Below are 19,583 nucleotides of genomic sequence, written 5' to 3' on the forward strand. Positions count from 1 at the left end.
AGTGAGGAAATTGGTAATATCCCCTTTTGATAAATATAAAGAAACCCAAGCCCAAACAGCTAATTCCGCCAAATTATTGCTCATGCTGTATGATGGAGCGATTCGTTTTGTGAAATTGGGGATTGAAGGCATGGAGCAGGAGGACTATGAGAAAACCAACAATAACTTGGTCAAAGCTCAGGCCATAATTAATGAACTCATTGCATCGCTTAATTTTGATTACCAAATAGCCAATGATTTATTAAAAATTTATGATTATATGCTTTACCAATTGATACAAGCGAATGTTAAGAAAAACACACACTTTGCGAAGGAAGTTTATGATTATTTGGTAGAAATGAAAGAAGCATGGACAGAGGCGAGTAAACGTGTAAGTATATAATCTAAGGGTGAAATATAATGATAGATCAATTGCTTAAGCAGTTGGAGCAAATAACTAAAGATTTTCTGGATCATTCAGTTGACCTTGAGTTTGAAGAAGTTGAGCGTTTTGTTGGAGAACGACAAGAGTTAGTCGATAAAATCGTTGCAGAAGGGGCATCCATTGCACTAAATTCCAATCAAAAAAAAGCTCTCGCAGAGATATTGAAAGAGGATAAACCTATTCTATCTAGGATGTATCAACTGCGAGATGACGCAAGCGATTGGTTAGAGCGAAATAATCAGATCAAAAGACAACAAATAGCATATCAAAATAATTATGCAGCTGACAGTTATTTTTTCGATAAGAAGAACTAATTAAATTCAAAACCGGAATCTATCTCCTTCAAAGGGGATACTGCTCCGGTTTTTTTTGTATCATAACCAACTATTGGTTATCATAGAAAGGCTGAAGGTGACCGATATAATATATAGAAGTTGAGTATGCGAACGGAGAAGATCTATGGACTATACGAGTACGAATTTAAATTTACTCAAAAATAAATACGAACACATCTATCAAATGCTACAAGCCCAAGATAATATACAAGCAGAGCGACGTACCGAGATGACGAACGGGCTGGGAAATGTCCTGCTTCATTCTGAAATGTCGGGAGAATATTGGTTGTATGAAAAGGATAATGCGTTATTTCAGATGGCTTTGTGGATTCAATCCATTGCGGAGCAAATGCAGCAACACAATCACATTCTGCTGTATGGGCTTGGTTTAGGGTACCATCTCCGATTGCTTCTGGAGCACTATCCGGATAAATGGATATATGTTTATGAACCTAACATTTCTTTGTTTAAAACAATGTTAATGACTGAAAACCTTCAAGGATTATTGGATCATCCAAACGTCAAAGCTGTTGCCGTTGGACCCTCAATGGAGGAAAAACGGCAGTTGATCTATCCGCTTTGTACACTCGCCAAAGATACATTTGCAATGCTAACGATACCTTCATATCAAAAGCAAGAATCGGAAGGTATTCGAAGTCTAAAGGAGCAAATCCCCGCAATAGCGGCGGAGTATCAAGTGAATCAGAAGACGCTAGAGCAATTTAAAGATATCTGGATGCTTAATCGAATGAATCACTTAGCAACCAATCTGTCCTCACCTTCCATTGCGAAGCTAAAGGATGCTTTTTCGGGGGTGCCTGCTGTCATTGTTGGCTCAGGACCTTCACTTCAACAAGATATTGAAAATATTCGTAAATTGAAGAACCGCTGTTTAATAATTTCCGCGGGCTCCAGTATCCAGGCATTGCTGCATCATGGAATCCGTCCCCACTTAGTTGTTGCTGTTGATGGGGGGAGAGTTATGGAGAATGTATTTCGAACTTCTGAATCTTTGGAAATTCCAATGTTATATACACCAACAACAAACTATCGGGTAACGGATAAAGTGAATGCAATAAAACTATTTGCCCATAGTGATACGGATCCAATCACCAAATTTTTTATGGAATCAGACACAGATACTCCGATATTTCGTTCGCTCGCTTCAGTAAGCGGGGTAGCTCTTCAGGCTGCCGTGTACATGGGGTGCAGGGAGATTGCCCTGACCGGACAGGATTTTTCTTTTCCGGAAGAAAAGCATTATGCCGAGGGTGTGATTCATATTCGTGAAAAGAGTATTCATGAAAAAGTGAGTAGTGCCAATGAATTAGTCAAAAACGTAAATGGAGGAATGAATAGGACCACTTATGCGTATAGAATTCTTCAAAGTAATATGGAAGAAGTGATTTCTCGATATTCGGATGTTCACTTTATAAATACCTCAAAAATAGGAGCAATAATCAAAGGGACTGAGTGGATGTCATTAGAGCAGTTAGAACAACTATGGGAACGAAAAGTTAAGTTATCGCCAGACAGCATTTTACAAGTGGTAGAGGGCAAGAGGGATACTGCTATTAATGAACGTCAAAGAAAACAAGTGATGGATAAATTAACGGAAACATTTAATGAACTTGAAGATATCTATCATAAGTTGAGAAATATACAAAAACTATTAGGGAAACTAGCCGGACTTAGTCGTATAAACCCATTGAAATGTTCGAATACCATGATGTCCATTGAGGATCAATGGTCTTCCGTTGTGAGCAGTGTACTATTCAAAATTTTGTTTGAACCGTTGTTGCCAACCGAACTTCGGTACTTTGATAACCATTTATCGTTGATCGTGGAAGAAAGAAAATTGGTACAGAAGGCAAAACTTTTTGAGGTTTATCTTGGGAAACTCATCAATGAAATGATAGAGGTTATTCCGAGATTAGAGAAACTTTTACATGATGCATTAAATCGAATTCCAGTTTGATCAATTTAGTGGATATATTATGATTCGTTTTTTTAGAAGATAAGTACTTAGGTGAGTTATTGATGAACTGATTCCACTAAAAAATGAACAATTATATTCGGCTTGCTCTCCATCGTTGGATCAATTGTATTTATAGGGGGATTAACCGTGAGTATGTATAAAGGTAAGAAAATCTTGATAACCGGGGGGACTGGGACAATAGGTCAGCATCTGGTTAGGCGTTTGTTGCAGGAAGAACCAGGTGTTATTCGCATTTTCAGCAGAGATGAATTCAAGCAGTTCGAAATGGCGCAGGAACTTCAGCCATATGCTCAACAATTGCGTTTCTTAATAGGCGACGTAAGAGATTCACAAAGATTGTCCCGGGCAATGGAAGATGTAGATTATGTGTTTCATTGCGCGGCAATGAAGCATGTACCTGCTTGTGAGTATAATCCTTTTGAAGCCGTTCAAACGAATGTGATCGGCACACAGAACGTAATTCAAGCAGCCATTAACAATCATGTTAAGAAGGTTCTGTTTACAAGTACAGATAAAGCTATTTCTCCAACGAACACGTATGGAGCAACTAAGCTGACTGCAGAGAAGCTTATTTCTGCAGCAGAGTATCAGAAAGGGCCTAAGTCCACGGTGTTTGCTTCGGTGAGATTCGGAAATGTTATGGGTTCTAGGGGCTCGGTAATCCCCTTATTTAAAAAGCAAATTTTAAATAGAGCTGAAATAACACTTACTGATCCAGATATGTTACGCTTTATGATGACCCCTAGACAAGCAATTGAGTTGATTCTAGAAGCGAACTCCCTTTCATCTGGGGGTGAGGTGTTCGTCTTGAAAATGCCAGTAGTGAAAATATCTGACTTGGCGGAAGTAATAATTAATTACATGAAGAAAAAGTATAAAATCAAGCAAGAAATTAAAATAAAAGTTGTTGGGTTAAGACCTGGAGAGAAGATGGTTGAGAAACTTCTATCGGCAGAGGAGGTTATAACTGCTATAGAAACAAACAATTTGTATATCCTTAGGCCTGTTTTTAATAGACATATTATGGAAGGTGAAAAAATAGGAACTGAAATGAAAAATGATAATCTATTTAAGTTTGAGGTAGTAAAAAAGTCAATACTGTGTAAGTGGCTAGAAGAAGAGAATTTACTTAGTTAGCAACTTATGAAGGGATGTCATATCAATGGTAGAACAAGCAGCCGATTTTGAAGATATTATTACTAACTTATTAAAGAAATATAGCCTGAATATTAATAACAATTTATCTTATTTAGAAAATATTGTCTTCTACAATTATTCTAAAATACCTTATATTGATAAACAAAAATTGGTTGTTTGGGGCGGGGGAGAACATACCCGAAAACTTTTGAGTTTTATTCCTGAATTAACAAAGAAGACGTATTGTATTGTTGATAACAATGTCGAATTACAAGGGCAGAGTATAAAGGGAATCACAATAGGGGCTCCAGAAGAATTAAAGATAATAAAGCCCTCTGTAGTCATTATCTCTTCTGTAGCGTATGCGGATGAGATAAGTTCTGAAATAAGAATGATACTCGGCTCAGGTACTCTAATTATTGACCTGTATGAAGGTCTACCTAAAATGCAAATTCCATTCTATGATCATAATGGTATGAAAATCGGGATTAATATCTTAATAAGTAAGTACAGAGAGGGAGTTTCTAAAGCAGAGAAAGAACGTTATTTATTAGAGTTGATAAAGCAATACCTGAACATAAGAGACTTTGTATATGCGAGGAAGTTCATAAATGAATATATTAATAACCAATTTGAAAATTGCGATAAATTAGAAAAGTTTTTAATAGAGTTGAACCAACTTCTTATGAATTTAAAAAAATGCTTACAGCATAGAAAGAATAAAGATATGGCTTTTCTCATACTTGATTCACTTAGATATCAAGATGTTCAGGAGGATATGCCTTATTTAAAAGCCTTGGAGGAAAAGGCAATAAGTTTTACAAACGCTTATAGTACTTCTACCTACACTCATACAAGCGTAGTTTCAATGTTCACTGGAGATATAGATACAAGTATTAGAGATGAGAAAATAAAGTATGGTTTCGAGTTGGATAATAGTAGTTTTTTACGGGGGTTATTCGAAAAAAAATATACAATCAAGAATTATAGTGTTTTGGACTTTTTTGGGAGTGATAATAGAACTGAACAAGCGATTTTAAAAAGAAATAAGAAAAGAGAGTATGGGAAAATTAATCTGCCTATATCACTTGTTTTTTGGTATTATTTATGCGATTTACTTAATGAGAAAAACAACGATTTTTCTCTGATTCATATAAGTGAAGCTCATGTTCCGCATTTATGTGGATATCACGCAAACTCTATACTGTTAAATAGTGCGGTTAGGTATTATGTGAATTTGGGTGATGGCGAATATTCAATAGATAATTATAGGATTCGCTATCAGGAAACTGTTGAGTACATAGACAAGCAGCTACAGTTCTTTATGGATTTTATACCCGCAGAAACATCTTTAGTTATATGCAGTGATCATGGACAAGCAGTTGGTGAGCACAATGCATTTGGACATATATTTACTTGGTATGACGAAGTAATTAAAGTACCGTTGATCTTTTACAGAAAAGAGATTGAACCTCGAAAGATTACGGACTTGTTTAGTATGTCACAATTAAGTGAGCAGCTTTCTGAGTTTTTGTTTAGAGAGTTGAAATATGAAAACAACAATACTGAACTGATTTATATGTTTAGAGAGGAATTGTTGAATCCGACATTTACTCAAAACGAAATGTTTTTAAAAGCACTAGGCCAAAAATTTAAAAATAGTTTTTTCGTAGTAAGAGGTATAAATGATAAATACGTACTTTATGGGAATGGTACAGAAGAATACTATCACTTACCAAATGAAGAAAAAAATTTAATTACCAGTTCTGAAAGCAAAAAGAGGATTGAGTACCTTAAAGTTAATTTGCATAATACCGAACACTATAAAAATTTCATTAGTAAGGGGCTTAACTGACTATGAAGAAAACCACATGCTTAAAAGAAATGCTCGTTTCTTCTAAACTGGATTTTATTATGGAGGCGCATAATGGGTTGTCAGCTAAAATTGTCGAAGAAGCCGGTTTTAGGGGGATTTGGGCTAGTGGTTTATCGATATCTGCTGCTTTAGGTGTGAGGGATAATAATGAGGCTTCCTGGACTCAAGTTTTAGAAGTGCTCGAATTCATGAGCGATGCAACCAATATACCAATCTTACTCGACGGTGATACCGGCTATGGGAATTTTAACAATATGAGGAGATTGGTGAGGAAGTTGGAACAACGTCAAATTGGCGGAGTTTGTATAGAAGATAAGATTTTTCCTAAAACTAACTCTTTCATAAGTGGAGAAACACAACCGCTTGCTGATATTGATGAATTTTGCGGAAAAATTAAGGCTGCAAAAGATGCGCAACAAGATGATGATTTTAATGTTGTAGCAAGGGTAGAAGCATTTATTGCTGGATGGGGATTGGAGGAGGCTCTCATAAGGGCAGAAGCCTATAGGATGGCTGGAGCTGATGCGATTTTAATTCATAGTAAAAAATCTAATCCATCTGACATAGAGATGTTTATGAAAGAATGGGCTGGTCGTCATCCTGTGGTGATTGTACCGACAAAATATTATTCTACTCCAACGGATCATTTTAGAGATTTAGGGGTAAATCTTGTTATTTGGGCCAATCATAACGTTAGGGCATCGATTACTGCAATGCAAAAGATATCTTGTAGAGTTTTCAATGATCAATCTCTTATTAATGTTGAAGATGAAATTGCTACTGTCTCTGAAATCTTCCGCATACAGGGTGCTGACGAGTTGAAAGATGCCGAGAAGAAATATCTTCCGACAGCCGGGATGAATATCAATGCTGTGATACTGGCCGCCTCTCAAGGAATAAGACTAGGGAAGTTGACAAATGATATTCCTAAAGCTCTATTAAAAATTAAAGGTAAGACTCTTTTGGGAAATCAAATAGATTCTTTTAACCAAATTGGCATTAAAGATATTACAGTGGTTAGAGGATTTGCTAAAGAAAAGGTAGTAGTGGCCAACGCGAAAATGATTGATAATGATGAACATTCTACTACTTCTGAATTATACTCACTATACTTGGCTAAAGAGCATTTACGAGAAAATTCGCTCGTAAGTTATGGTGATATTTACTACCAAGGATTTATATTGAACGAGTTGCTGAACGATAAGAATGATATCACTATCGTTGCAGATGCTGATACACATAAGACAGAGGATTATCGCGACTATATAATTACCGAAAGACCATATTCTAAAAAATTATTTTTAGATACCACTCAATTATTAAAAATGTCGTCTAATTTAAAAGAAAGTGAAATTAACGGTGAATTTATTGGTATATGGAAAATGAATGAGATCGGATCGCAGATTGTAAGGAAAACATTGGAAAGAATGGCTCTGAAAGATGATTTTAAAATGTTGCGTATGAGCGATTTGTTTAATGAAATTATTAAAGATGGTTATAGGATTGGAGTCAAATTCATTAGAGGCGCATGGTTGGATATTGATGAAGTTGTAGATTTGCTGAAGGTGGAGGAAATTCATGCCAATAAATACTAAACTGTTTGGGGATAGATTAAAAAAAATGGGCTTCAATTTTTACAGTGGGGTACCTTGTTCTTTTCTTCAAAACTTAATTAATTATGCTATTAATGATTGTGAGTATATTATGGCTGCTAATGAGGGTGATGCGGTTGCTGTTTGCGCGGGGGCTTATTTAGGTGGGCGAAAATCTGTTTTCCTATGCCAGAATTCTGGTTTAACTAATGCAATTTCACCTCTAACTTCTTTAAATTATACGTTTAGAATCCCTGTCCTTGGTTTTGTGAGTCTAAGAGGTGAAAGTGGTCTTAAAGATGAACCGCAACATGAATTGATGGGACAAATAACAACTGATTTACTAGATGTGATGAGAATAAATTGGGCCTTTCTGTCTCATGAAATTGAAGAAGCAATGATTCAATTGGTAACAGCAAATGAATTTATTGAGAGTGGGGAATCTTTTTTCTTTGTCGTGAAGAAAGGAACATTTGAAAAAGAGTTATTATTGGAACAAAGAATTGAAATCCCGCTTAATGAGAGAAAAATAACTCGGTCACATGAGGATCAATTTCCTAAAAGATCCGAAGTTCTATCAGAAATCACTCGCTTAACGAAGAAACTTGATATTAATTTGGCTACTACGGGTTTAACAGGTAGGGAACTGTATGAAGTGGGGGATCTACCGAACAATTTATATATGGTAGGTTCAATGGGGGCAGTAAGCTCTTTAGGCCTAGGTTTAGCACTTTCAAGTCCGAAGAGTAATGTTGTAGTTATAGATGGTGACGGCTCTTTTTTGATGCGAATGGGAGCGATTGCGACTAATGCCTACTATAAACCTTCTAATATGTTTCATTTGTTACTAGATAACAATGCCCATGAATCAACGGGGGGGCAAAAGACAGTATCAGGTGGCATTGATTTTATTAGCTTGGCAGCGGACGTGGGGTATAGCAACTCCATTTACATTCACAATCTTGATGAGTTAATTGTAGAATTAAACCGTTGGAAATCTAACAAGGGGTTGACGTTTGCATACATCAAAATTTTTCCAGGTACTGTTGAGAATCTCGGAAGACCTCGGATTAAACCGTATGAGGTCAAAGAGAGGTTAATACAACATCTTAAGGGAGAAGTATGATGATTAAGAAAGCTGTTATTGTAGCAGCAGGTCTTTCAAGTAGACTCTATCCGCTTACTTTAGAAAAACCAAAGGGGTTATTAGAAATTAGTGGAGTAGAAATATTACAAAGATCTGTAAATTATCTAATAAATAATGGGGTTGAGAGAATTGCTGTAGTTGTAGGATATAAGGATCAAATGATAAGAGAGTCACTTGGTAATAATGTTGAATATATTTTTAATCCCTTTTACAAGCATTGTAATAATATGGGTTCCTTGTGGTTCGCTAAGCATTTTGTTGTGAATGAGCCTTTTATATATCTGCATGGTGATGTCATTTATGATGAAGAGATTGTTAGAACCTTAATACATCATAAGAATTTTGATGAATGGGATATCAATTTAGTTACAGAGTTTGGCCAAACTGATGAAGAGGCTATGAAGGTTAAAGTAGACCACAATAATTTTTTAGTTGAGTCGTCAAAAGAAATTGCACCATTAGAAAGTGCAGGAGAATGGACTGGTCTGGCAGTAATACAAGATCCTGGCCCTTTAATGACTGAGATTGAGCATTTATTAGCTACCGGCAATCTTAATGAATATGATACTAAGGCTTTTACCAGTTTGGCTAAAAAGGGAAAGAGAATTTTATGTTCTTCTGTCGACGGGAAGAGATGGATCGAGATAGATTTTCTTGACGACTATAAGCGTGCTAAAGAGGTGTTTGGTGATAAAAAGTTTTAATTATTTCAACCCAGTTCATATTCATTTTGGTTATGATGCTATTAGAATGGCCTCGAATGTCTTGAAAGATCTGCGGGTATTGTTAGTAACATCTAAAGGATTCGTCAATCGTGGTTTGGTAACTGAACTAGAAAAGCAACTTAACAATTCTTTTTTCATAATTGATTCAGTTAGCCCTAATCCATCTTTACAAACTGTTGGAAATTTATATAAAGAGTCATATGGATATGATTTCGATATTATTCTAGCAGTTGGGGGAGGGAGTGTAATTGATACTGCAAAAGTATTATCTGTTAGAACAAAAGAAGGTAACTTCACATCAATAACAAAATTAATACATTTAGGAGTTGATGTTGAATATACTATCTGCCCTGTAGTTGCTATCCCGACTACGTCTGGAACGAGTAGCGAAATTACTCCATGGGCCACAATTTGGGATCCAGTGGAGAGTCGAAAGTATTCTTTGCATTTGCCAGATTTATGGTGTAAGCATGCGATTTATGATCCTCACCTTACAGTATCGCTCCCTGAAAGTATTACTATTAGTTCAGGGCTTGATTCTTTATCGCATAGTTTTGAAGCTTTGTGGAATATTAATTCCAATCCGATTTCTACACATTTTGCACTTGAAGCTATCGAAGATATAATGAAGTATTTACCGAGGTTGCGAGAGGATCTTAGTGATCTTGATGTTAGAGAAAAAATCATGCTAGCTTCTTGTAAAGCAGGGCTTGCCTTTTCTAATACCAAAACTGCTATAGCTCATGCAATTTCATATAGTTTTACCCTTGAAAAATCTGTGCCGCATGGAATCGCATGCAGCTTTACTCTTCCATTTATATTAGAGACCGCATTGAGTTTAGATGTGTTTGATCCTTTAGTAAAACAAAAGCTTATTCAAATTTCCAAGAAAGATTTTGTTGAATGGTTTGGCTCTTTGGGAGTGTCTTGTTCGTTTGAAGATTATAACATTACTATTGAGGACTTATATAGAATAAAGGGTCAATTATCACAGATTTCTCGGTCACAGAATAGTCTGGTTGATGAAAATGCGTTATTTTCCAACTTTGTATCTCAGTTTTCATAATATTTTTTGTAAAAAAATCGATTGAGGATTAATTATGAAAATCATTATCTTAGCAGCTGGTATTGGTTCCAGATTAGGAAAACCTCATCCGAAATCGCTAACTAAATTGTCAAATGGAAACACTATTATGCAGAATCAAATAAAAGCGTTTTTGAATTACGTTAGTATCGACGATATTTCTATCGTGGTGGGATTTAAAAAGGAACTGATTATGGAAGCTGTACCAGATGCCTCTTTTATTTATAATGACTACTTTGATACTACGAATACATCTAAAAGCTTATTGAAAGCATTAAAAAAGGTTCCTCACGAAGATGTTATCTGGGTGAATGGGGATGTAGTATTCGATCCGGTAATTATAGGGCGTTTAATTGGACATCCCGTCTCTTGTATGGCGGTAAATACAGCAAAAGTAGGGGGAGAAGAAGTTAAGTATATTACTGATTCTAATGGATTCATCATCAATGTATCAAAAACAGTAGAGAATCCTGAAGGTGAAGCTGTGGGGATTAACAAAATAATATGGGAAGATATTTCGTTACTTATTCAACAGCTAGAAAACTGCGATGATTTTGATTATTTTGAAAAAGGAATTGAAAATGCTATATTAAGAGGCTTGAAAATTTACCCGGTGAATATATCCGATGTATTATGTACAGAAATTGACTTTCCTGAAGATTTAGACATGGTCAATCAACAATTGGGGAAATGAACATGCTAATTGAAAAGTATCTTGCTTTCAAACGTAAATATGTAGTTAGGAAACGGAGAGAATATGAATACGCAATAAATAGATTCTATGCGCATTTGATCGATCCGTTTTTTACTAAGTTAGTTTATGATCTAAAATTAACCCCCAATTTGGTAACAGTCTTTACCGGATTGCTTGGTATAGGAGCAGGGGTGTCTTTTTTTCTTCAACGTTGGGTTTTAGGGGCGGTTCTGCTTCAACTCCATCATTTTTTTGATGGAGCGGATGGAAACTTGGCCCGGCTTACAAACCGGTGTACTCCTTTTGGGGCCAAATTGGATCAGATTAGTGATCAAACTGTTAGGTGGGTTCTATTTCTCGGCTTAGCTCTTGGGGCGGACTTGCCTGTATGGTTACGCATTGCTTTACCTCTTACAATTTTGGTTGATTTGGTAGTCGTTCATAAATATGTATTGCCCTTTTCAAGAAAAAACAAACTTGTTCGTTCTAAATGGAAACAGTGGTTTCTTGATCGAGGAATAATACCAGGCTTCGATATTTTTAGCATCTTTTTTATCATTTCCATTTCGGCTATATTCGGGTGGTTACCACAAGCGATTCTAATTATTGTTATACTTAAAAATTTGGACTGGTTATACCGTGTATATGAGTGTATTAAGACAAAAAGCTCCGCGTCAAAACCGAGTCATTTATAGTGGTGATAGGTAACATGTTCAAGCTACAAGTCCATAAAGATGCACCACACGTATTGATATTATAGGTGAAGAAACACTTTCATTTTACCATTTTCACTTTTTTTGTTTTTTATCCAATATTATGTTTTTTGAATAGACCCTTCAAACTAATGATAAGGATTAAAAGAATATATGAACATTACGACAATCATCCAAGCACGAATGGGCTCTTCCCGATTGCCAGGAAAGGTTTTACGATTATTAAAAGACCGTTCGGTTCTAGGACACGTTATAACTAGGAGTAAGACTATACCTTCTGTTTCAAATGTTGTTGTCGCTACTTCAAATTTGGAGAGAGACGATGCGATTGCAACGGAGGCAGAGAAGTATGGGGTCTTTTGTTATCGCGGCAGCGAAAATAATGTGTTGAGTAGATACTATGAGGCTGCAAAACTTGCAAAAGCTGAGGTCATCATTCGGGTAACTTCAGATTGTCCGTTACTCGATCCAGCTACTACGGAAAAGTTAATACAAGAATTTGTCTCTGGCGGTTATGACTATGCGAGAGTAAAGTTAGCCAATTCCTACCCTCGTGGATTAGATTCAGAGATACTTACATTTGCAGCCCTTGAACAGGCTTATGAACAGGCAGAAACGGATTATGATAAAGAACATGTAACTCCATTTATTTATCGGCATCCTGAAATATTTCACATCCATACTATGGTGAATGAAAAAGATGAGTCGCAATACCGGCTTACCTTGGACACACCGGAGGATTGGGAATTGATCTTGAGAATTTATAACCACCTTTATAAAGGAACGGTATTTGGATGGGATGAAACATTGGAATTACTGAAAATGCACCCTGAATGGGTTAGGATTAACGCCAATGTTGAGCAAGCTCATTCAGGTGAATAGTTATTCGGAAATGAGGATCAACTGTGAACGTGTTAGTGATGAGCATCTCGAAAAAGGTACCGATGTTAAAAGCGATAAAGGATGCATTGCATCAAATCGAGGGGACTTCCCTCCTATTTGGAGCGGATACAAACGATCAATGTATCGGGCGATACTTTGTTGACGAATATTGGCATTGTCCTCCGCTATCGCGACTTCCTATTCAAGATTTTATAGAGTATTGCTTGACTAAAAACATAACTGTAGTTTTTCCCAGTAGGGATGGAGAACTCAGCTATTTTGCTCAGTATCGGGGGAAGTTAGGGGAAAAGGGAATTTATACCATGATTTCTGATATAGGCGCAGTTGAACTTAGCCTCGATAAATTACTGTTCTCACAAAAATTAAATGAAGTAGGATTTTCGTCTATTCCATCTTTTGAAGATGTAAAGTTTGATACTGATCATTACGTAGTTAAAGAACGCTTTGGGGCTGCTTCTAAGCAGGTTGGGATACGGTTGAATCGGGATCAGGCACTCCGTTATTCAATGCAATTAAGGATACCTATCTTTCAACCGTACATTGATGGGGTGGAATGTAGTGCGGATGTATACGTTGACCAGAATTACCAAACTAAGGGGGTTATTGTTAGGAAGCGGAATTATGTTGAGGCGGGTGAGTCTCAAATAACCGCTTCTTTTCATCATCCCGGATATGAAAAAATGTTTGGGGAAATTGCTGAGTATTTTCGTCTAAAAGGGCATGTTATGTTCCAATTCATCGTGGATCAATCCGGCACCCCCCACATCATCGAATGCAATGCGCGGTTTGGCGGAGCATCCACATTAAGCCTTTCGATGGGGCTGGATAGTTTTTATTGGTTTATACAAGAGAGCCGGGGGATTCCTTCAAGTGAACTCCCATTTAAACGTTCTCTTAAGGAAAAAACGCTTATACGCCATGCGGAGGACTTCATCATATGACTGTGTTCGTTTTTGATTTGGATGATACGTTATACGAAGAGATTACTTTTGTTAGAAGCGGATTCCGGGCAGTTGCCGGATATTTATCGCAAGAGTTTAAGGTGTCGGCGAACGAGGCTTTCCGGAAGATGTGGAGTGCGCTCGAACAAAAAGGAAGAGGATCAGTATTTAATGAGGTTTTAAGGGATTATGGTTTGGAGACACAGCGAAATATCCGTAAAAGTCTATCGGTCTACCGTCAGCATATACCTCAAATCAAACTTTTGGAAGATGCTGAGCAAGTGCTGCAACGACTTCCCGAGGGTTCTGCATATATTGTCACAGATGGAAACAAGCTTGTACAGCACAGCAAGGTTCAGGCGCTAGGTTTATACCCCAGAATAAAAAAATGCTTTATTACTTATCGCTATGGTAGAGCGCATTCCAAACCTTCCCCGTATTGTTTCCAAAAAATATCTCAAATCGAAAAACGCCCTCCTGCCGATATTGTATATATCGGGGATAACCCGAACAAAGATTTTATTGGAATTAAGCCTTTAGGTTTCCGAACGATTCAAATAAAAAGGGGACCGTACAGTAATTTGAAATTAAGTGAACGATATTGTGCCGAGGCTGAAGTTGATCATTTACTAGAGATTTTTGATGTCATACATCAGTGGAAAGTGTGAGGTTCAATGAATATCGTTTTTCGGGTGGATGCTACGTATGATTTAGGAATCGGTCATGTTATGCGATGCTTAACTCTGGCTCAACATTTAACGCAACATATAAGCAGTCTGAACATTAGTTTCGTATGCTCAGAAGAACTGCCAAATTCAATGCATGGTAAGATTGTTGAAAAGGGGTATGCACTACACTTAATAGGCCTAAGCAATGTAGGGCAACATTCGGACGCGGAACAGTTTCTGAAAGTTATAGAACCTATGGAAGTAGACTGGGTCATAACCGATCATTACAGCCTGGATATAACTTGGGAAACATTAGTTCGACCTTTTACGAGAGGCATCATCATCATTGATGATTTGGCTAATCGGCGACATGATTGTGATGTAATAATAGACCAAAATTTATATGCAAATTTGGAAAAGAGGTATCGTTCTCTTATTCCGGAACATTGTATCCCGATGCTTGGCCCAAACTATTCATTAATAAGAGAAGAGTTTTTCGAAGTCGCAGATCAAATACAAGAAAGGGATGAATGCAAAAACATCCTTGTAAGTTTTGGAGGTAGTGATCCGACTGATGAGCTTGGGAAGGTGTTATCGGCATTAGAGAAGGATGTTTTACAATTGAAAAAGTTCAATTTTCATGTTGTGGCTGGACCGGCGAATCCTCGGCAGTCTCAGTTGCAAGAACTCTGTAAAAATATCCCAAACGTCTGTTTTTATCCCCAAGTGAATCAAATGGCGAAATTCCTTTTAAATATGGACCTGGCAATCGGAGCCGGGGGGATTTCTTTGTGGGAAAGATGTTTCATGGGTGTTCCTTCAATCGTAATCATTGTTGCGGATAATCAAGAGGAAGCTGTCCTGGAGGCGGCCAAAAAAGGCTTGGCATGGAACTTAGGGTTTAGCAGTAAAGTGAGTTCTTCGGATATCACAGAAGTCCTGATAAGAGTTGCGCTTACCCCTGAAGAGTTAAAGGTTAAAAGTAGTCAGGCAATAGCTTTTATGAGTAATTTAAAAACGAGAAGGGCGCATCCGATAACCTCAATCATAGAAAGGTATAGCTCTGATGGATCATATAAATAACTTGAAAATGTTAAGTGAATTGAAACATCGATTTTCAAATCGGGAAAATATAATTCGTTTTCTCAAAAATAATACCGGGAGCAAGATGAATTCAGTTTCCGATATCCTGATAAGTTATGATCTGCAAGCAGGAAGTTATATTAGGGGTTATTATAAGGACAGGTCGAAGCGAGATTTATTTGCGGAGAGTCTTGCGAAGGTATTGGATGATCTAGGGGATATCTCCACCCTTCTTGAGGCGGGCATCGGCGATGGAGTCTCCCTAGGAAATGTACTGCAACGAATGGAACGGAAACCAAATCAAATCTATGGATTTGATTTATCTTGGTCCAGAGTCAAATATGCATCTGTCTTTCTAAATCAGCTTAGTCTGAATTCAAATGAACTTGAATTATTTACTGGGGATATGTTTGCGACTCCTTTCATGAATCGGAGCATGGACGTTGTATTTACCGTACATGCCGTCGAGCCTAACGGGGGGCGGGAGCAGGACGCATTGACGGAACTCTACCGTATCGCTCGCAAATATTTAGTTCTTCTCGAGCCGTCCTATGAATTCGCCGATGACAGGGCAAAACAACGCATGCTGTCTCATGGCTATGTCACCAATTTGTATCAAACCGCAAAGGATCTTGGCTATGATGTCATTGAACACAAATTATTTGATGTGTCCTTGAATCCCTTGAATCCTACCGGATTGATGGTCATACGCAAGCGGGAGGAAGATAGTGTATTTCAGGAAAAGAACGTTGTTTCCCATCTCTGCTGCCCTCTCACCAAAACACCTATACGCAGAATGAAATCAGCCTATTATTCTCCGGAGAGCATGTTGGCTTATCCGATCATTGACGGCATCCCATGCTTGCTACCCCAGAACGCGATAGTAGCCACACACTTTATGGATTTTTTCCAGGGAGAGGAAGATGAACGATATGGAATTTAGAATTGGTGATCGTTGGGTCGGAAAGCAACACAAACCTTTTGTCATCGCTGAAATGTCGGGAAATCATAACCATTCGCTTGAGCGTGCTTTTGCCATTGTTGAGGCCGCTGCCAAGGCAGGGGCGGATGCCGTTAAGCTTCAAACATACACGGCCGATACCATGACGCTCGATATTGATGAGGGCGATTTTTTCATCGAGGATCCAAATTCCTTATGGAAAGGAACATCTTTATACAAGTTGTATCAAGAAGCATACACGCCATGGGAATGGCATGAGCCGATTTTCAAAAAATGTGCAGAGCTCGGATTGCTTGCTTTTAGTACCCCGTTTGATGAAACAGCCGTCGATTTCCTTGAATCGTTGAATGTTCCAGCCTATAAAATTGCCTCCTTTGAAAATACGGATATTCAACTGATTCGCAAAGTAGCGGCAACAGGAAAACCGATCATTATTTCTACCGGCATGGCCACTGTGGCCGAACTGAACGAGACGGTAAGAGCAGCAAGGGAAGCAGGGGCTGAGCATATCGTATTGTTGAAGTGTACAAGTACATATCCGGCAGCTCCCGACAATACGAATCTGCTGACAATTCCCCATATGGAACAGTTGTTCAGTTGCCAAGTTGGTATATCCGACCATACCATGGGAATAGGAGTTTCCGTGGCCAGTGTAGCCTTGGGGGCCACTGTTGTCGAAAAACATTTTACTCTTAATCGTGCGGATGGAGGGGTCGATTCGGCATTTTCCATGGAGCCGGGAGAGCTTGAAGCTTTAGTGACTGAATCGGAAAGAGCTTGGCTGGCTTTGGGTGAAATCACATATGGTGCAACGAAACGAGAGCAGGAATCGCTCAAGCATCGGCGTTCTTTATATATTTCAAGGAACATGAAAGCAGGAGAGGTTTTTACAAAGGAAAATGTAAAAGCAATCCGTCCGGGTCTCGGGCTTCCTACGAAGTATTTGGATGAAATACTGGGAAAACGTATTGGGAAAGATGCCCCCAAAGGTACTCCAGTTACCTGGGAGCTATTGTAATATAATAGGTCGAGTAATTCGATTTTTTGGAGGAATAGCTGTATGAACATTTTACTTACCGGTGGCGCCGGTTTTATCGGCCGTTGGGTTGCCAAAAGACTGCTTGAAGATGGCCATCATCTGTGGATTCTGGATGACTTGTCTAATGGTCGGGAAGAAAACTTGAAGGAGTTCCGCGAACACTCGGGTTTAAAACATTTCATTAAAGGGACCATTTTGGATGAGCTCCTGTTAGAGGAACTTTTCACGGCCCATAAATTTGACATCTGTTATCATCTAGGCGCCTCCATTAACGTCCAAGACTCGATCGATGATCCGCGCACAACATTTAACAATGATACGGTAGGAACGTTTTATATTTTGGAACAATGCAAAAAGTATAAAACAAAGCTCGTCTTTATGAGTACCTGCATGGTTTATGATCGATGCAACGACCAAACCGGAATCACTGAACTGCATCCGACGAAGCCGGCATCCCCTTATGCAGGCTCCAAAGTGGCCGCAGAAAACATGGTGCTTTCCTATTACCATACTTACGGTTTGCCTACGGTTGTCATTCGGCCTTTCAATACCTACGGACCGTTTCAAAAGACGGGCGGTGAAGGCGGGGTCGTAGCGATTTTTATTAATAATCATTTGAGCGGCAAGGATTTGCACATTTATGGGGATGGGACACAAACAAGAGATCTTCTTTATGTCGAGGATTGCGCACGATTTGTCGTTGCTGCCGGATTCTCGGATACGGTAAACGGGGAGATTGTTAATGCCGGCCTTGGCCGCGACATCCCTATTAATGACTTGGCGCTCTTCATAACAGGTGACAGCTCGAGAATTAAACATGTGAAACACATTCACCCCCAAAGCGAGATTCAGAAGCTGCTATGTAATTCGGATAAAGCGAAGCGCCTCCTGAAATGGGAACCGGAGGTCGGTTTGGAGGAAGGAATTGCCCGTACAACCGATTGGATCCGAAATGGCGGCTTAAAGTAGTATCAAATATGACAGCTAACATGAAGAAGGGGGACCCTGCCATATGGAAAAAAATCAGAATCAATCAACTGTAAATTCCGTTCGTTCATCTATGCTTCCCTATGGTCAGCAATGGATTGACAATCAGGATATAGAAGCGGTTGTTAAGGTACTGCGTGGGGATTTTATTACCCAAGGTCCAACCATTGAACGGTTTGAATCCAAGGTTGCCGAATATGTTGGGGCGAAGTATGCCGTCGCATTTGCAAATGGTACGGCTGCGCTTCATGGGGCTTGTTTTGCCGCGGGGGTCGGCGAAGGGGACGAGGTCATCACGACGCCGATTACTTTTCTGGCCAGCAGCAATTGCGTTCTTTATCAAAGCGGGACGCCCGTATTTGCGGATATCGATTTGGATACTTATAATATAGATCCGAAACAAATCGAATTGAAAATTTCGGATGATACAAAGGCGATCATTGCGGTTGATTTTGCGGGACAGCCCGTGGAAATCGACCGTATTTCTATGCTTGCCAGAGAACATGGAATCGTGCTAATTCAAGACGCCGCCCATTCCCTTGGAGCGAGCTTTGCCGGACGGAAAATTGGTGGCTGGGCGGACATGACCATGTTTAGTTTTCATCCGGTCAAGCATGTCACAACTGGTGAAGGCGGCATGATCGTAACGGACAATGAGGATTATTACCGGAAACTACTTTTGTTCCGCAATCATGGAATGACGAAGGACCCGAATGATCTTATTGAAAATGACGGTCCGTGGTATTACGAAATGCAGGAGCTTGGTTATAACTATCGGATAACTGATCTTCAAGCCGCTTTGGGTTTAAGCCAAATGGACAAGCTGGATGAATTTATAAAGAGAAGACGTCAAATTGTTAATGTCTACAACGAAGCTTTTTCCGGAATGAAGGGTCTTGTCCTGCCTAAGCAAAATCCGTTATCAGATTCCTCGTGGCACTTATATGTACTCCGATGGGATCCCCGTCACTTTAGTGCAGACAGAAAAACAATATTTAATGAGCTCCGTACATTGAATATTGGTGTTCATGTTCATTATATTCCAGTATATTTACAGCCGTTTTATAGAAAAATGGGGTATGCTGCCGGATTATGTCCTAATGCGGAGACTTATTATCAAACCGCAATGACTATTCCGCTATTTCCGAAAATGAAGGACCAGGATATTAAGGATGTTATTGATGCGATCAAGACCGTATATAGCAAGTACTATGCTCAATTCTAAGATTTTTAGTATATTCCTGAATATAAAATCTCCCTAGTATAGAAGGATAA

At 38.6% G+C, this 19,583-nt stretch carries 19 protein-coding genes; all 19 read left to right on the plus strand.

Features of this window, described 5'->3' with window-relative positions; all coding sequences use genetic code 11:
* Nucleotides 1-10 precede the first annotated feature (10 nt).
* Nucleotides 11-382, plus strand: coding sequence for a flagellar export chaperone FliS (fliS, locus tag V3851_RS19820; protein WP_331848297.1), 372 nt, complete (start codon nt 11-13; stop codon nt 380-382).
* 17 nt (nt 383-399) lie between these two features.
* Nucleotides 400-738, plus strand: coding sequence for a hypothetical protein (locus V3851_RS19825; RefSeq protein WP_331848298.1), 339 nt, complete (start codon nt 400-402; stop codon nt 736-738).
* 145 nt (nt 739-883) lie between these two features.
* Nucleotides 884-2,737, plus strand: a complete 1,854-nt coding sequence (locus V3851_RS19830) for a motility associated factor glycosyltransferase family protein (RefSeq protein ID WP_331848299.1) — start codon at nt 884-886, stop codon at nt 2,735-2,737.
* 153 nt (nt 2,738-2,890) lie between these two features.
* Entirely contained in the window at nt 2,891-3,895 is a 1,005-nt protein-coding gene (locus V3851_RS19835; RefSeq protein ID WP_331848386.1) for a UDP-N-acetylglucosamine 4,6-dehydratase family protein, read from the plus strand.
* A gap of 25 nt (nt 3,896-3,920) precedes the next feature.
* Nucleotides 3,921-5,750 (plus strand): sulfatase-like hydrolase/transferase, encoded by a 1,830-nt coding sequence (locus tag V3851_RS19840; protein WP_331848300.1) that lies wholly within the window; start codon nt 3,921-3,923, stop codon nt 5,748-5,750.
* 2 nt (nt 5,751-5,752) lie between these two features.
* Nucleotides 5,753-7,366 (plus strand): phosphoenolpyruvate mutase, encoded by a 1,614-nt coding sequence (aepX, locus tag V3851_RS19845; RefSeq protein ID WP_331848301.1) that lies wholly within the window; start codon nt 5,753-5,755, stop codon nt 7,364-7,366.
* A complete protein-coding gene (gene aepY / locus V3851_RS19850) occupies nt 7,350-8,489 on the plus strand; it encodes a phosphonopyruvate decarboxylase (RefSeq protein WP_331848302.1) in 1,140 nt (379 codons plus the stop codon). The genes aepX and aepY overlap by 17 nt, the downstream gene beginning before the upstream one ends.
* On the plus strand, nt 8,489-9,214 hold the full coding sequence (locus tag V3851_RS19855) for a phosphocholine cytidylyltransferase family protein (RefSeq protein WP_331848303.1): 726 nt from the start codon (nt 8,489-8,491) through the stop codon (nt 9,212-9,214). Before aepY ends, V3851_RS19855 begins: the two co-directional genes overlap by 1 nt.
* Nucleotides 9,198-10,301, plus strand: coding sequence for a phosphonoacetaldehyde reductase (locus V3851_RS19860; RefSeq protein ID WP_331848304.1), 1,104 nt, complete (start codon nt 9,198-9,200; stop codon nt 10,299-10,301). Before V3851_RS19855 ends, V3851_RS19860 begins: the two co-directional genes overlap by 17 nt.
* Nucleotides 10,302-10,335: 34 nt before the next feature.
* Nucleotides 10,336-11,013: a phosphocholine cytidylyltransferase family protein gene (locus tag V3851_RS19865; RefSeq protein WP_331848305.1), complete on the plus strand. Its 678-nt coding sequence runs from the start codon at nt 10,336-10,338 to the stop codon at nt 11,011-11,013.
* Nucleotides 11,014-11,015: 2 nt separating this feature from the next.
* A complete protein-coding gene (locus V3851_RS19870; protein WP_331848306.1) occupies nt 11,016-11,708 on the plus strand; it encodes a CDP-alcohol phosphatidyltransferase family protein in 693 nt (230 codons plus the stop codon).
* 171 nt (nt 11,709-11,879) lie between these two features.
* Entirely contained in the window at nt 11,880-12,608 is a 729-nt protein-coding gene (locus tag V3851_RS19875) for a glycosyltransferase family protein (protein ID WP_331848307.1), read from the plus strand.
* Between the two features lie 23 nt (nt 12,609-12,631).
* On the plus strand, nt 12,632-13,570 hold the full coding sequence (locus V3851_RS19880; protein ID WP_331848308.1) for an ATP-grasp domain-containing protein: 939 nt from the start codon (nt 12,632-12,634) through the stop codon (nt 13,568-13,570).
* Complete coding sequence (locus V3851_RS19885; protein WP_331848309.1) at nt 13,567-14,238, plus strand: HAD family hydrolase; 672 nt, start codon at nt 13,567-13,569, stop codon at nt 14,236-14,238. Before V3851_RS19880 ends, V3851_RS19885 begins: the two co-directional genes overlap by 4 nt.
* A 6-nt stretch (nt 14,239-14,244) precedes the next feature.
* Complete coding sequence (pseG, locus tag V3851_RS19890; RefSeq protein ID WP_331848310.1) at nt 14,245-15,321, plus strand: UDP-2,4-diacetamido-2,4,6-trideoxy-beta-L-altropyranose hydrolase; 1,077 nt, start codon at nt 14,245-14,247, stop codon at nt 15,319-15,321.
* Nucleotides 15,305-16,264 (plus strand): methyltransferase domain-containing protein, encoded by a 960-nt coding sequence (locus tag V3851_RS19895; RefSeq protein WP_331848311.1) that lies wholly within the window; start codon nt 15,305-15,307, stop codon nt 16,262-16,264. Before pseG ends, V3851_RS19895 begins: the two co-directional genes overlap by 17 nt.
* Nucleotides 16,254-17,300 carry a pseudaminic acid synthase gene (gene pseI / locus V3851_RS19900; RefSeq protein WP_414859335.1) on the plus strand — a complete coding sequence of 349 codons (1,047 nt, stop codon included), beginning with the start codon at nt 16,254-16,256 and terminating at the stop codon, nt 17,298-17,300. The genes V3851_RS19895 and pseI overlap by 11 nt, the downstream gene beginning before the upstream one ends.
* 42 nt (nt 17,301-17,342) lie before the next feature.
* A complete protein-coding gene (locus V3851_RS19905; RefSeq protein WP_331848313.1) occupies nt 17,343-18,290 on the plus strand; it encodes a dTDP-glucose 4,6-dehydratase in 948 nt (315 codons plus the stop codon).
* 43 nt (nt 18,291-18,333) lie between these two features.
* Nucleotides 18,334-19,533 carry a UDP-4-amino-4,6-dideoxy-N-acetyl-beta-L-altrosamine transaminase gene (pseC, locus tag V3851_RS19910; protein WP_331848314.1) on the plus strand — a complete coding sequence of 400 codons (1,200 nt, stop codon included), beginning with the start codon at nt 18,334-18,336 and terminating at the stop codon, nt 19,531-19,533.
* Nucleotides 19,534-19,583: the final 50 nt, after the last annotated feature.

The organism is Paenibacillus haidiansis (assembly GCF_036553665.1).
GTDB lineage: Bacteria > Bacillota > Bacilli > Paenibacillales > Paenibacillaceae > Fontibacillus > Fontibacillus haidiansis.